The following is a 13880-nucleotide window of genomic DNA, read 5'->3' on the forward strand; positions in this document are numbered from 1 at the left end:
GACAGCTCCGGGGTGTTCCAGCCGGCCAACGCCCCCGTGTAACGAGCGGGGCTGAACCCGTCGGTCAGAAGATCGCCCGCAATCCCACCACGCCGACGGCGCCGAGGATCGCCGCGGCGGGCAGCGTCATCGCCCTGGTCCAGCGGCGCCGGGTCGCGGCCGGGCCGTGCGCTGTCAGCGGCGCTGTCACCACGTCGGGTTCCTCGATCAGTTCGACCAGCACCGCCTCGGCGGTGCCGCGCGGACACGGGGGCAGCAACTGGGAAGCCTCACCGGCACCGGCGACCCCGGTCATCACCGCGTCCAGCCGCGCGCCGCCGAACAGCCGTACCAACAGGGGTTCGCGCAGCGTGCCACCGCGCAGCCGGCGCATGTCGAAGGTGCGCTCGCGCAGCCGCACCAGACCGTGCGACAGGTGCAGCACCTCGGCGTCGCGGCGCAGCACCAGGTTCCCGTATGTCAGCAGCGACTGCGTCACCGACAACGCCACCGACGCGAGCACCACACCGAGCACGACCGCCACGCCGGCGCCGATCACCCCGAGCCGCTGCGCGACCCGTTCACCTTCTGTGACCAGCGCCGAATCACGCACCGCCGCAAGCACACCCGGCTGCGAGACCACGCCGAGTGCCGCGACGATCATCACCAGGCCGGCCGAGGTCAGCGGGCTGTACCGCAACCAGGACGGCTGCCACCGCGCCAGCAGCCGGGTCGGCTCGGCGCGCTCGAGCGGCTCCAGCGATTCCGCCAGCAGGATCGCCCGCAACCTGGCCACCTCGGCGGCGGGCACCGCGTCGAGCTCGAAATCGTTGTCCGCCCGGGCCTCCTGCCCGGTGCTGATACGCAGCACGGTCAGACCCAGCAACCGGTGCAGCAGCCGCGCGTCCGTGGACACCGAACGAATCCGGTTGCGCGGCACCGACAGCACGTTGCGCTGCAGCACTCCGGTGCGCAACTGCACGTCCTCGGGACCGATGCGGTACGTCGTGGTGAACCACCGGGCCAGGCCGTAGGCGACCACCAGGCCCACACCGGCCACCGCCCACAGCGGGTTTCCCGTCGCCGAACCCAGCACCAGCGACCCGATCAGCACCGGAATCTGGCGCGCCACCTCGTGCACCGGATGCACCAGCAGCATGCGCGGGCTCAGCCTGGACCACTCGGGGCCTATTTCGCTCCTCGCGTCCGCAGGATTCACGTGGCGTCCTCGGCGCCCAGCGCGGCGATGTCGGTCAGCCGGGCCACCACCCGGTCGGCGACGTCGACGTCCAGCGCGACGATGCGCACCGCTCCGGCCGACGACGCCGTCGTCACCGTCACGTTGGACAGGCCGAACATCCGGTCCAGCGGCCCGCGGTAGGTGTCCACGGTCTGGACCCTTGAGATCGGCGCGATCCGGCGCTCCTGCACCAGCCAGCCCGACCTCGTGTAGACCGCGGTGGCATCGAGATCCCATCGGTGCACCCGGTAGCGCCACACCGGCGCGACCACCACCGACACCGTGGCGCCGACCACCGTGCCGATGGCCAGCAGCGCGTGCAGCCAGGCCAGCCGGCCGTCGACGACGAACCACACCCCCTGCGCGATCACCGCCAGCGTCCACGGGACGGCTGACCCGATGGCCCAGACAAGCGGTGCTTTCCGGCTCGGCGGGTGCGCCGGTTCGACCAGGTGCACGGTTCGAGCCTAGTTCGATCCCAGACCGATAAGTTGAACGCCATGACTTCGAAATGGACGGCCGCCGACGTGCCCGACCAGACCGGCCGGGTCGCCGTCGTCACCGGCGCCAACACCGGTATCGGTTTCGAGACAGCCGCGGCGCTGGCCGGCAAGGGCGCCCGCGTCGTCATCGCGGTGCGCAACCCGGACAAGGGCCGCAAGGCGGCCGACGACATCGCCCGGCGGCATCCGGGTGCCGACGTCAGGCTGCAGGAACTCGACCTGTCGTCTCTGGCCAGTGTCCGCGCCGCCGCGGACGCACTGCGCACCGCATTCCCCCGCATCGACCTGCTGATCAACAACGCCGGGGTGATGTATCCGCCCAAGCAGATCACCGCCGACGGTTTCGAATTACAGTTCGGCACCAATCACCTGGGTCACTTCGCACTGACCGGGCTGCTGCTGGACACGCTGCTGGACGTGCCCGGATCCCGGGTGGTCACCGTGGCCAGCATCGCCCACCGCAACATGGCCGACATCCACTTCGACGACCTGCAGTGGGAGCGCGGCTACAACCGCGTCGCGGCCTACGGCCAGTCGAAGCTGGCGAACCTGATGTTCAGCTACGAGCTGCAGCGCAGGCTCGCCGCCCGCGGCGCGCCGACCATCTCGGTCGCCGCGCACCCGGGCATCTCCAACACCGAACTGATGCGCCACATCCCCGGTAGCCGGCTGCCCGGCTTCAGCCGGTTGGCCGGGTTCGTCACCAACAGCCCCGCGGTCGGCGCGCTGGCCACGCTGCGGGCGGCCGTCGACCCCGCGGTGCAGGGCGGCCAGTACTACGGCCCCTCGGGGTTCCAGGAGATGATCGGCCATCCGGTGCTGGTGACGTCCAACGCGAAATCCCGCGACGTCGCGGTGCAGCAGCGGCTGTGGACGGTGTCCGAGGAGCTGACCGGCGTGGAGTACGACCTCTGATGCGCTCGGTCGACGAACACCGGCGCGTGGTCGCGTCGCTGGTCACCGCGCGGCAGTCGGTGACCGTGCCGGTCACCGACGCGCTCGGCCTCGCACTCGCCGCCGACGTGGTGGCACCGCTGTCGCTGCCCGGCTTCGACAACTCCGCGATGGACGGGTACGCGGTGTTCTCCGACGATCTCGCCGCGGCCACCGACACCAGCCCCGTGCGGCTGCCGGTCGCCGAGGACATCCCGGCCGGTCGCACCGACATCCCGACGCTGCGGCCCGGCTGAGCCGCTACAGCTTGAGCACGTCGAGCCTGAGCGCGCACCGCGATTCCGACCCGACCGTGGCGGGACGCTGGTCGGCGCTGCCGGTCGCCGAGGTCGACACCACGATGCGGGCGCACTATCAGGCAGATCAGCTGCTGGCGCGGCACGGCGTGCTGACCAAGGGCGCGGTGGCCGCCGAGAACGTGCCCGGCGGGTTCGCCTCGATGTACAAGGTGCTTACCACGATGGAGGAAGCCGGGCGGTGTCAGCGCGGCTATTTCGTCGAGTCCCTCGGTGGCGCGCAGTTCGCGACCGCCAGCACCGTCGACCGGCTGCGCAGCCACGCCGACAGCATCGACGACGAGCAGCACACCCTGCGCGCGATCGCGCTCGCCGCGACCGACCCGGCCAACCCCTACGGTGCCGCGCTGCCCTGGCCGTCACGCGATACCGAGGGTGACAAGGCACATCGTCCTGGCCGCAAAGCCGGTGCGCTGGTGGTGCTCGTCGACGGCGCGCTGGCCTGGTTCGTCGAGCGGGGCGGGCGGTCGCTGCTGAGCTTCACCTCAGGGCCCGAGACCCACCACGCCGCGGCCGCAGCACTGGCCGAATTGGTGACCCGGCAACGCGTTCCGGGACTGCTGGTGGAGCGCATCGACGGCGTGCCGGTGCTGGAGTGCCGGGATTCGCCCGTGGCGGAGGCGCTGACGACGGCCGGGTTCTCCCGCACCCCCCGCGGACTGCGGCTGCGCTGATGCCGGAGGGAGACACCGTCTACCGCACGGCGGTGAAACTGCGTGAGGCGCTCGAGGGCCGCGAGCTGACGCGCTGCGACGTCCGGGTTCCCCGCTATGCCGCAGTGGATCTCAGCGGTCAGGTGGTCGACGAGGTGCTCAGCCGCGGCAAGCATCTGTTCATCCGGGTCGGGCAGGCCAGCATCCATTCGCATCTGAAGATGGACGGCGCGTGGGTGATCGGCCGGGTGCGGGTGCCGGCGTACAAGATCCGGATTGTGCTGGAAACCGCGCAGTCCCGGGCGTCGGGGATCGATCTGGGTGTGCTGGAGGTCCTGGACCGCGCCACCGACATGGATGCGGTAGCGCACCTCGGCCCCGACCTGCTCGGCCCGGACTGGTCGGCTTCAGTTGCTGCAGCCAATCTGATGGCCGACCCGCAGCGCCCGCTCGCCGAGGCGTTGCTGGACCAGCGGGTGATGGCCGGCGTCGGCAACGTGTACGCCAACGAGTTGAGCTTCGTGTTCGGCCTGCGTCCCGGCACCGCCGTCGGCGAGGTGGCCGACCCGGTGCGGTTGGTCAGCCGGGCCCAGCAGATGTTGTGGCTCAACAGGACTCGCATCAACCGCACCACCACCGGCAACACCCGGCCCGGTCAGGACGTCTGGGTGTACGGCCGGGCCGGGCTGCCGTGCCGCCGCTGCGGCACCCCGATCGAGACGGACAAGGGCGGTGACCGGGTCACCTACTGGTGCCCCACCTGCCAGCGGTAGTCCGGTCCTCCCCCAGCCCCCGCCGAAATTGCATTCCAGCAGCGAAAGTTCGAGAAGCCCTCTGCAGAGCTGCAATCTCGGCGGGCTGTGGATAACCGTCGGCCTACCGGGCCACCACATGGAGCCGCCAGCGGTCGGCGGCACGTGCGGCTTCTTCGGCCTCAACGGACTTACCGGCGCCATGGCTTTACCCGAGCGGGTAGACCCGGCCCGTGTGAATCCCTTCCACCGACTTCACGAAGGCTCGGGCGACATCTGCAGCAGGAACGTCGGCGAACCCGGGGAAGACCTTCGCGTACTTGTCCAGCGACTCCGTGAGCACAGATGGACTGACGGCGTTGATACGAATGCCGCGGGGTAGTTCGGCGGCGGCCGCGGCGACAAACGCCTCCAAACCTCCATTGACGGTCGACGAAATTGCGCCTGCAGCAACGGGTTCGCGCGCTAGCACGCCGGTGATCAGAGTGAACGATCCACCGTCGCTGAGGTGGTCGATACCATGCAACACCAAGTTGATCTGGCCACCGAGCTTGTTGGCGAAGCCAGCCGCGAAGTCGGCCGCCGACGCTTCAGGAAGCGCGACGAAGGGCGCACCACCGGCGGCGCACACCACAGCGTCGACGGTGCCCACCGTGGCATACATCGCCCTGATCGACTCCTCGTCGGTGATGTCCACCGCGATTTCACTGTTTCGCGACGCCTCGATGACAGAGTGGTGATCACGCAACGCCTTGACCACTGCGGAACCTACGGTGCCGCGAGCACCGACGACAAGAACTCTCATATTCACATGCTCCAGAAGTTGTTGCGGTGGTTCGGCCCGCTACCTGAGTTCAGTTCGCTTTCATCCAGGTGTCGCTGAGGGTGTAGCCATGCGGAAAAGGATCAGACGGGTCAAGTACCAGTTGGTTGAACGAGGTGATCCAACAACGCCCCGCGATGCTGGGGATCACGGCCTGATAGTCACCCAAGGTCGTCAGCTCCTCAACCCGGGAGTCAAAAGTCGATCCGATCAAAGACTCATGACGCAACAACTGCCCTGGCTCGATGTCCCCACGCGCATTCAACAACGCCAACCGCGCCGAGGTCCCTGTGCCACAGGGAGACCGATCCACACGACCCGGCGAGACAATCACCGCGTTACGCGACCGCAGAATCTCCGCGCCGTCTTCGTCGGCCTCCCGCAACAACGGACCCGTGAACTCGGTTTGGGTGATCCCGGGAATGTCCGGATTGGTCGGGTGCCTCACCTCGACCTGCTCGGCGGCCGCGGTCTTGATCCGCTGCCCCATCTCGCACAACGCATAAGCCTCATCCGGCTCCAGCTTGAACCCGAGCTCAGCAGCGTCCACCATCACATACGTCATTCCGCCGTAGGCGATATCGACGACGAGTTGGCCCACCCTGGGAACATCGATCTGCACATTCTGGTGATAGACGAACGCCGGCTGGTTATAGAGCTTCGCACGTAGCACCTTGCCGTCGCGGCACTCACATTGCACTCGAATCAACCCCGCCGGCGATTCCAGCACCAGTTCGGTAACCGGTTCGGTCATCGGCAACATGCCCGTTTCCAACAACACCGTCGCCACACACATGGTGTTCGAACCCGACATCGCCGGATACTCCGTCGATTCCAGGATCACAAACCCCAGCGACGCCTCCGGATTGTTCGACGGCAACACGATATTGGCGTTGTGCCACACCGCACCCCGCGGCTCGAACAACAACAACTCACGCAACTGATCGAGGTTCTGCTCCAGATAAACCCGCTTGTCGAACATGGTTTCCCCAGGCACATTGCCCACACCGCCGACAACCACCTTGCCCGACTCACCTTCGGCATGGCAGTCGACGACATTGAGCATGCGGCTGAACTTCATTCCATCTCCGTATCAATTGGGATCGCCACGGAAACCTCGGTGGGGTTGGCCAGCACCATCGGCGCGACGGACACAGACTAGCGCAGATCCACCAAAAGGCAAAGTAACTTTGCCTTTATACGTGCCAATGATAGTGATGCTGCATGCCGCAGGCACGTCGGAGCCCAAGTCTCGGTGGAGTAGTCAACCAAGCGGGCCCGCAAGGTCGTTTGCGCATACCCTTTCCATTTATGGCCACTTTGATTTACCATTACTGGACGTCCCGCCCGATGCCGTCGGTTGATCACACAGCCTCGCTCGGCGCTGCGGGTCCGACAACGAGCGTTACTTTGTGACAGGAGTTTTGGTATGGCTGAGGGTTTGAAGGGTGTGTATTCGGCGGTGGCGACTCCGTTCACCGCCGATGAGAAGCTCGACGAGGCAGGCCTGCGGGCCCTGATCGACCGCACCATCGACGGCGGCGTCCACGGTCTGGTCCCCTGCGGCTCTACCGGCGAATTCTCCGCACTGACCCGCGCCGAACGCGAACACGTCGTCGAAATCGTCATCGAACAAACCGCCGGCCGCGTGCCCGTCGTCCCCCAAACCGGCGCCACCAGCACTCGCGAAGCCATCGAACTATCCCGCCACGCCGAAAAGCTCGGCGCCCAAGCCATCATGGTCGTCGCCCCCTATTACGAACCGTTCACCATCGCCGAAACCAAGAAGTACTACGCCGACATCGCCGGCTCGGTCTCCATCCCCGTCATGGCCTACAACCTGCCCGCCGCCACCGGCGTCAACCTCACCCCCGAGATCCTCGGCGAACTCATCAACGACGTCCCCAACGTCAAATACGTCAAAGACACCAGCGGCGACTTCACCGCCGCCGCCCAACTCATTCACGAGTTCGGCGACGCCGTCTCGGTCTTCGTCGGCTGGGACACCCTCTTCTTCGCCGCCCTCATCGAAGGCGCGGCAGGCTCGGTCATCGGCGCCGCCAACGTCGTACCCCGCGAACTGGTCAACGTCTACAACGCGGTCGAACAAGGCGACCTCACCACGGCCCGCACCCACTGGCAGAAAATCTTCCCCCTCATGAGCACCTTCGTCAGCGGCGGCTACAACGCCGGCATCAAGGGCGGACTTGACCTCATCGGCCACACCGCCGGACCCCAGCGCGCCCCCGGCGCCAATATCGACGGCCCCCGCCTCGACGCGCTGAAGAAGAATCTGGCCGCACTCACCTGAACACACCACTACCACGACCACCAACAGCGGCTGCGGCACCCACCACCACGGGACCGCAGCCGCCGTCGTCGCCGACGCAAGGAATTGCGCACCCCAAGGCCGAATTCCCCGCTGTGGACGAATTGGGTGGGTGATTCACCTGATCGGGCACCGCGAAACGGCCGGGTGGAAGATCCACCCGGCCGTTATCCGCTCACGTATCAGCCCTGACGGTCGCCGAAGACTGTGCGCTGCCAGTCCTTGCGGGCCACGCCGGTGATGTCGAACATGACGTGCTTGACGTTGGTGTACTCGTCGAGCGAGTAGGCGGACATGTCCTTGCCGTAGCCGGACTGCTTGTACCCGCCGTGCGGCATCTCGCTGATGATCGGGATGTGGTCGTTGACCCACACACACCCGGCCGCGATCTCCCGCGTCGCCCGCTGCGCGCGGTACACGTTCGTCGACCACGCCGACGCCGCGAGACCGAACGGCGTGTCGTTGGCCAGTGCGATGCCCTCATCGTCGTCGTCGAACGGCAGTACCACCAGCACGGGACCGAAAATCTCTTGCTGCACCACCTCGCTGTCCTGAGCCGCGTCGACGATCAGCGTCGGCTCATAGTAGAACCCGCGCGCCAGGTCGCCACCGGGGATGGAACCACCGCGAACGACCTTGGCGCCGTCGGCGACCGCGCGCTCGACGAACCCGGCAACGTGCTGCTGCTGCCGCTGCGACACGAGTGGACCCTGATCTGTCGACGGGTCGCGCGTGTCGCCGAGGCGAACGGTGTTCATGAGGTCGGCGACCGCGGCCACGAACTGGTCGTAGAGAGGGCGCTGCACGTACGCGCGGGTGGCCGCCGTGCAGTCTTGCCCGGTGTTGATGAGCGCACCGGCGACGGCCCCGTTGGCTGCGGCCTCGAGGTCGGCGTCGTCGAACACGACAAACGGTGCCTTACCGCCGAGTTCCAGATGCAGGCGCTTGCCGGCCGCCGCGGCGGCGATGCTGTGCCCGACCGGGGTGGAGCCTGTGAACGACACCATGCTGACGTCTTGGTGCGTCGTCAGCGCGGCGCCGACGGTGCGGCCCGCACCGGTCACCACGTTGACGACACCATCCGGGACACCTGCGCGCGTCGCGGCCTCTGCAAACAGCAACGACGTGATCGGCGTGATCTCAGCAGGTTTGAGCACGATGGTATTGCCCGCGGCGATGGCCGGCAGGATCTTCCACGCGGCCATCTGGAGCGGATAGTTCCATGGCGCGATCGAACCGACGACGCCGACGGGCTCGCGGCGGATGGACGACGTGTGGTCACCCGAGTACTCGGCGGTGGCCTTGCCCTCGAGGTGCCGTGCAGCCCCGGCAAAGAAGGCCACGTTGTCGATCGAGCCGGGAACGTCGAACTCGGTGGTCAGCTTGATCGGCTTCCCGGCCTGCGCGGTCTCGGTTTCGGCCAGCTCCTGTGCCACCGACTCCAGTTCGAGTGCCCACTTGTGCATGACGGTCGAGCGTTCGGCGGGTGTGGCCTTGGACCACTCGCCGAACGCCGACTTGGCCACTGCCACAGCAGTTTCGACGTCCTGCACCGAGGACGACGGGCCCTTGGCGACGGTCTCGCCGGTGGCCGGGTTGACGACCTCGACCGCGACCTCGGAGCCGCCCAGGCTGCGTTGGCCGTTGATGAACTGACCGGCGAAAGTTTCACCTGCCATGTCGAACCCTCCCTATCAGATTGCGGTTGGCTCAGATCCGGCTGTCGACCATGACGTGCTTGACGCGGGTGAACTCCAGGAAGCCCGCCTCGGCGTTCTCGGTGCCGATGCCGGAGTAGCCGAAGCCGGTCACCGGCAGGTCTGGGCCGAACACCAAGTGGTTGTTGACCCACACGGTGCCGAAGTCCAGCTCGTTCTGAACGCGGGTGGCGACGCCGACGTTGGTGGTGAACACCGACGCGGCCAGGCCGTACCGGGTGCCGTTGGCCTTGGCCAGTGCGTCAGCCTCGTGGGTGAATTTCTGCACCGTGAAGACGGGACCGAAGATCTCCTCGGCGACGATCTCATCGTCCTGCTCGACCCCGACAATGATGGTCGGGGGGAAGAAGTAGCCGTCTCCCTCGGCGCGCTCGCCACCCAACACGACCTCGGCCGATGCGGGCAGGTTCGCCAGCTTGGCGACCACCCGATCCAGCTGCGCGATCGAATTCATCGGCCCCACAGTGGTCTTCGGATCCAGGGCGTCACCGACGACATACTCCGAACACCTCTGCTTCAAGCCGGCGACGAACTCGTCGAACACCGAATCCTGCACGATGACGCGGGTGGCCGACATGCACTCCTGGCCCGTGTTGTACAGGCCGCCCGCGGCAATGGCATCCATGGCGGCGGACAGCTCGGCGTCGGCGAACACCAAGACCGGCGAGTTTCCACCCAGCTCCATGACGGCCTTCTTCACCCCGTCGGCGGCAGCGACGCCCACCTTGCGGCCGGTGTCGATGGAACCGGTGAACGACACGACATCGACCTCCGGGTGGCGCGAGAGCGCGTCGCCGACCACGGCGCCGGTGCCGAACACGATGTTCAGCACACCCGCGGGCAGGACCTCGCCGGCCAGCTGCACCAGCAGGGCCGTCGAATACGGCGTGGTCTCGGCGGGCTTGATCACGACGGTGTTGCCGGTGACCAGAGCGGGGAAGATCTTCGCGACGGCCTGCAGCAATGGATAGTTCCACGGGGTGATGCCGACGACGACGCCCAGCGGCTCACGGCGCATCACCGAGGTGATGCCGTCGAGGTAGTCGCCACCCGCCTGGGCCGACAGAGTGCGACCGGCGCTGGCAAAGTACCGCATAGCGTCCAGGACACCAGGCAGCTCCTCGTCACGCACCGCGGCGACCGGCTTACCGGCGTCGATCGACTCCAGCGCGACGAACTCCTCGAACCTGGCTTCAACCGCAGCCGCCACGGCGAGCAGGGCCTGCGACCGTGCCGACGGGGGCGTCTTGGCCCATGCCTTCTGCGCGGCGCGGGCCGCCGTGACGGCAGCCTCGGCATCCTTGGCCGTCGACGCGGGCACCATACCGATGAGACCACCGGTGGACGGATCGAAGACCTCGATGGTCTCGGTGGAGCCGGCGGCAGTCCAGTAGCCGTCGATGAAGTTTCCGTTGACGGACTTGGCGAATTCGGTTGCATACGAGCGCTGCTCGGCGGCCGTCCAGGCGTTGGTGGACATGGCGTTACGGTCCTCTTCTTTCGGTGTACGGACTTCGTGATTCAGGCGGGAGCCGGCCGATAAGATCCGGAGTAATTCATCGCACCTTCAAAGATCTCATCTGAGAGTTCGTCAGCTGCCAGATCGATCGGCGCGGGCGCGCGCACCTGTCCCGGGTAACCGACCAGCTCGCGGATCTGCGGGATCAGGTAGTAGGTGCCCGCTACGAACGTCGCCACGACGTCAAAGCGAGCCCGTTCCTGACTATGCATGGCACGCAATGCGTTTTCGAGATCGTCGACGGCAGTCAAGCCGTCAAGAATGGCAGCGAGATCCCCCACCAGATCTGCGCGCGCGCGACAGGCGCGACCAAGCCACTCCCCAGCCGGGTCGGCTGCTCGCAGCGCCGGCATGGTGTCGGTTGCAGGAACGAGGATATCGGCGGCGTCCAACAGCACGGCGCGCTGCGCCTCGGTCAGTGGGCTCATTCTGCGATCTCCTGCCAACGAGCGTTGGCGACAAGGTATTCGGCGGTCCGCAAAGCCATCGCAGTGATGGTCGCGGTCGGGTTGACCGCCCCGGATGTCGGCATGGTGCTGCCGTCGACGATCGCGAGGTTCGGTACATCGTGCGCCAGGCCCCACTTGTCGACGACAGAGGTGGCGGGATCGTTGCCCATCTTCGCGGTACCGAGCAGGTGACCAGGCTGGTCCGGCCACAGATCGGTGCGGATGGTCTTGATCGCACCGGCGGCCTGGTGCGCTTCTTCGACCCGGTCCAGGTTGAAGCTCATCAGACGGCGAGTGTTCTCCGAGATCTTGTAGAAGACCTTGGGCGCGGGAATGCCACTGGAGTCGGTCACAGTGTCATCGAGGGTGACGGTGTTCGTGTCCTCCGGCATATCCTGCGAGTTGATCGCCCACTGCAAGCTACGCCCTACGGTCTCGCGCATCCGGTCGTGAACCGCGCTGCCCCACTGATTTTCCCACGGTTCACGGTCGTGCAGCGACAACGCACGCAGCGGACCGCCCGTCGGCATGACCTGCCACTTGGCGCCACCGACGAAGCCACGGGAGACGTCGGTCTCGTAGAACTCCAGCGAGTGAATCGCCTGTCCGGCCGGGCCCAGCCAACTCTGCATGTCTTCGTCGTAGATGCCGGTGACTTCCCCGTTGGGGTGCAGCATGAGTCGCTTGCCCACCATGCCCGACGAGTTCGCCAGCCCGTCGGGCGCACCAGCGTGGGCCGACAGCAAGAGCAGCCGCGGCGTGCCGATTCCGTTGGCGGCCAGAACGACGAGGCGCGCCTTCTGCTCGTGCTCGACACCGTTGGCGTCGAAATAGATTGCACCGTCGGCCCGACCACGCTGGTCGACGGTGATCTTGCGGACCCGAGAGTGGGTGCGCAACTGAGCACCGTGCTTGATCGCTGCGGGCCAATGCGTGATGTCGAAGGACGCCTTGGCGCCTTCGGGACAACCTGTCTCACAAGTGCCGAATCGGACACAGCGCGCCAACTCGCCAAGTCGCTGTGAGGCGATGGCGTTGGGTGACGGCCACCAGTGCCAGCCCAGTTTGTTCATGCCCGCGGCGGCCCGACGTCCCACTTTGCCGATCGGATGCGGCGGCAGCGGCAGTTCCATACCGGGGGGATACATCGGGTCGCCCGCGACGCCCGAAACCCCGATCGCCCGGTCGATCTTGTCGTAGAAGGGAGCAAGCTCGTCATAGGTGATCGGCCAGTCATCAGCCACACCGTCGAGCGAGTGCATCCGGAAGTCCGAAGGCAGGAGGCGCATCCAGTGCCCGCCGTAGAGAATCGAACTCCCGCCGACGCCGGCAATCATCACCGGATGCAAGTCGCTGCCGGGAAGCGACAGCGGGTAGTCCTCCGCGTTGCCCCGGATGTTGGGGTCATGGCTCCACTGTTGTTGGGACAACAGTTCCCATTCTTGTTTGTCACCCGGGAATTCGGCGTTGTTGAACCAGCGTCCCTGTTCCAGGCAGACAACGGAGAAACCGTTGCGAGCCATTTCGTTGGCCACCACCGCTCCAGACGGTCCGGCACCGATAATCAGAACGTCCACCCGTTCGGTGGCAGACTGATTGGGTTGGGTCTTCATGAACATCTCTTTCAGGCGCCAGGGCGTTGTCTGAGTCCGGCACAAGGGCTGCGTAGCGCCAGAACTAACCTCTAAAGGTTACTTTAGTTGACCATTCGGAGCAAGGGATGGACCGTTCGACCACGTCCGCTCTAAAGGTACGAACCGATCACATGGCGCGCCAACGCCTGGTGTCCGGCCGTGCTCAGGTGTACCGAAGCGGCGAAAACATGGTCCAGGTGCGCGGTGGGGTGGCGCTGAGTGGCCGGGTCGCAGAAGTCGACTGCGTCCGCACCGTTGACGGCACACGCATCCGATCCCCGCCCGAATGTGAACCCATGCGACTCAGGATCATCGAGGATCTCCGCAAAGTGGGCCGCAGTGTTCACGAACGCCACCTTGTCGTCGTTGACCTTGGCGAGCTCGTCGGCAAGGTGGCGATTGAAGACCCTCGTCAGGTCGTCGACATACGTCTGAGCGGCCACTGTGGTGAACCACGGAGTTGCGCCGAGCTCGTAGAGGCCCAGCACCAGCACCCTTTCCGCGTGGGCTCGCCGCATCTGTCGGATCAATGCTGCGAGATCGGTCGCGGCGCGGCGGATGCGCCGGCGTTCGACCGCCATCGTCTGTTCGCCGACCACGATGTCGGCGCGCAGTCCCGCAGCGACGGTTGGATCGATGGCCGGGTCATAGCGATACGTGACATCGTTGGTGCCGGCGAACACGCACACCAGCTGCCCCGGACTGAATCGCCGATGCGCCTGCAGGAATGCGTCGAGCTGACGCGCCACAGACCACGGGACGCCCCACGGCTCCTCGGACACCGCGGAATAAGGCAGATTGACCCGGGCACCGCCTTGGGCGAAGTTCAACCCGCTCCCACTGCGTGACGCCTCGGTCCTGCCGAGGTAAGCGTCGGCCCAGTTGCAGACGACGGCAGGTTCGGCGGTGCACCCGAGATGGACGGCCACCTCGTGCGCCCAGGTGTGGCCAGGTTGAGTCGTGAACCGAAAACCGAATGTTCCTTCGTCGCTGAGGCTGTCGCCGAAAATCACGACTTCCTTCATTTAACG

Annotated in this window: 11 protein-coding genes and 3 pseudogenes; 5 read left to right on the top strand and 9 right to left on the bottom strand. The window is 66.3% G+C overall.

All coding sequences use genetic code 11. The features are described from left to right. Positions 1–100 precede the first annotated feature (100 nt). Positions 101–1138: pseudogene (locus ASJ79_RS21505) on the bottom strand (PH domain-containing protein); the annotation flags it as partial. Between the two features lie 56 nt (positions 1139–1194). Then, positions 1195–1677 (bottom strand): PH domain-containing protein, encoded by a 483-nt coding sequence (locus ASJ79_RS21510; protein ID WP_067959662.1) that lies wholly within the window; start codon positions 1675–1677, stop codon positions 1195–1197. A gap of 42 nt (positions 1678–1719) precedes the next feature. Between ASJ79_RS21510 and ASJ79_RS21515 the strand changes: the two genes are divergently transcribed. The 4 genes and pseudogenes from ASJ79_RS21515 to nei2 all read left to right on the top strand — a co-directional run bounded on the left by ASJ79_RS21515 (position 1720) and on the right by nei2 (position 4398). Then, positions 1720–2637 (top strand): SDR family NAD(P)-dependent oxidoreductase, encoded by a 918-nt coding sequence (locus ASJ79_RS21515; protein WP_067959665.1) that lies wholly within the window; start codon positions 1720–1722, stop codon positions 2635–2637. Then, positions 2637–2909 (top strand): annotated as a pseudogene (locus ASJ79_RS21520) (molybdopterin molybdenumtransferase MoeA); the annotation flags it as partial. The gene ASJ79_RS21515 and the pseudogene ASJ79_RS21520, both read left to right, overlap by 1 nt. Beyond that, a pseudogene (locus ASJ79_RS21525) lies at positions 2858–3646 on the top strand (ATP-dependent helicase); the annotation flags it as partial. The pseudogenes ASJ79_RS21520 and ASJ79_RS21525, both read left to right, overlap by 52 nt. After that, positions 3646–4398: an endonuclease VIII Nei2 gene (nei2, locus tag ASJ79_RS21530; RefSeq protein ID WP_067959670.1), complete on the top strand. Its 753-nt coding sequence runs from the start codon at positions 3646–3648 to the stop codon at positions 4396–4398. The pseudogene ASJ79_RS21525 and the gene nei2, both read left to right, overlap by 1 nt. A 187-nt stretch (positions 4399–4585) precedes the next feature. Here nei2 and ASJ79_RS21535 read toward each other — a convergent pair whose 3' ends face one another. After that, positions 4586–5182 carry a short chain dehydrogenase gene (locus ASJ79_RS21535; RefSeq protein ID WP_067959673.1) on the bottom strand — a complete coding sequence of 199 codons (597 nt, stop codon included), beginning with the start codon at positions 5180–5182 and terminating at the stop codon, positions 4586–4588. Between the two features lie 49 nt (positions 5183–5231). After that, positions 5232–6281: a proline racemase family protein gene (locus ASJ79_RS21540; protein WP_067959675.1), complete on the bottom strand. Its 1050-nt coding sequence runs from the start codon at positions 6279–6281 to the stop codon at positions 5232–5234. A gap of 348 nt (positions 6282–6629) precedes the next feature. Between ASJ79_RS21540 and ASJ79_RS21545 the strand changes: the two genes are divergently transcribed. Next, on the top strand, positions 6630–7511 hold the full coding sequence (locus ASJ79_RS21545) for a dihydrodipicolinate synthase family protein (protein ID WP_067959678.1): 882 nt from the start codon (positions 6630–6632) through the stop codon (positions 7509–7511). Positions 7512–7711: 200 nt separating this feature from the next. Here the strand turns inward: ASJ79_RS21545 and ASJ79_RS21550 are convergent, their stop codons facing one another. The 5 genes from ASJ79_RS21550 to ASJ79_RS21570 all read right to left on the bottom strand — a co-directional run bounded on the left by ASJ79_RS21550 (position 7712) and on the right by ASJ79_RS21570 (position 13874). Beyond that, positions 7712–9208: a gamma-aminobutyraldehyde dehydrogenase gene (locus tag ASJ79_RS21550; protein WP_067959681.1), complete on the bottom strand. Its 1497-nt coding sequence runs from the start codon at positions 9206–9208 to the stop codon at positions 7712–7714. A 31-nt stretch (positions 9209–9239) separates the two neighbouring features. Then, positions 9240–10727 (bottom strand): aldehyde dehydrogenase family protein, encoded by a 1488-nt coding sequence (locus ASJ79_RS21555; RefSeq protein WP_067959685.1) that lies wholly within the window; start codon positions 10725–10727, stop codon positions 9240–9242. A gap of 41 nt (positions 10728–10768) precedes the next feature. Further along, entirely contained in the window at positions 10769–11194 is a 426-nt protein-coding gene (locus tag ASJ79_RS21560) for a hypothetical protein (RefSeq protein WP_067959688.1), read from the bottom strand. Next, positions 11191–12828: a GMC family oxidoreductase gene (locus tag ASJ79_RS21565; protein ID WP_067959725.1), complete on the bottom strand. Its 1638-nt coding sequence runs from the start codon at positions 12826–12828 to the stop codon at positions 11191–11193. Before ASJ79_RS21565 ends, ASJ79_RS21560 begins: the two co-directional genes overlap by 4 nt. Positions 12829–12959: 131 nt before the next feature. Then, positions 12960–13874, bottom strand: coding sequence for an SGNH/GDSL hydrolase family protein (locus ASJ79_RS21570; protein WP_067959691.1), 915 nt, complete (start codon positions 13872–13874; stop codon positions 12960–12962). Positions 13875–13880: the final 6 nt, after the last annotated feature.

It is taken from the genome of Mycobacterium sp. NAZ190054 (assembly GCF_001545925.1).
In the GTDB taxonomy this organism is placed as follows: Bacteria; Actinomycetota; Actinomycetes; order Mycobacteriales; family Mycobacteriaceae; genus Mycobacterium.

Excerpts from the sequence above, each read along its gene's own strand:
- ASJ79_RS21515 (WP_067959665.1), top strand. The coding sequence starts at position 1,720 with ATGACTTCGAAATGGACGGCCGCCGACGTGCCCGACCAGACCGGCCGG.
- nei2 (WP_067959670.1), top strand. The coding sequence starts at position 3,646 with ATGCCGGAGGGAGACACCGTCTACCGCACGGCGGTGAAACTGCGTGAG.
- ASJ79_RS21535 (WP_067959673.1), bottom strand. The coding sequence starts at position 5,182 with ATGAGAGTTCTTGTCGTCGGTGCTCGCGGCACCGTAGGTTCCGCAGTG.
- ASJ79_RS21540 (WP_067959675.1), bottom strand. The coding sequence starts at position 6,281 with ATGAAGTTCAGCCGCATGCTCAATGTCGTCGACTGCCATGCCGAAGGT.
- ASJ79_RS21545 (WP_067959678.1), top strand. The coding sequence starts at position 6,630 with ATGGCTGAGGGTTTGAAGGGTGTGTATTCGGCGGTGGCGACTCCGTTC.
- ASJ79_RS21550 (WP_067959681.1), bottom strand. The coding sequence starts at position 9,208 with ATGGCAGGTGAAACTTTCGCCGGTCAGTTCATCAACGGCCAACGCAGC.
- ASJ79_RS21555 (WP_067959685.1), bottom strand. The coding sequence starts at position 10,727 with ATGTCCACCAACGCCTGGACGGCCGCCGAGCAGCGCTCGTATGCAACC.
- ASJ79_RS21560 (WP_067959688.1), bottom strand. The coding sequence starts at position 11,194 with ATGAGCCCACTGACCGAGGCGCAGCGCGCCGTGCTGTTGGACGCCGCC.
- ASJ79_RS21565 (WP_067959725.1), bottom strand. The coding sequence starts at position 12,828 with ATGAAGACCCAACCCAATCAGTCTGCCACCGAACGGGTGGACGTTCTG.
- ASJ79_RS21570 (WP_067959691.1), bottom strand. The coding sequence starts at position 13,874 with ATGAAGGAAGTCGTGATTTTCGGCGACAGCCTCAGCGACGAAGGAACA.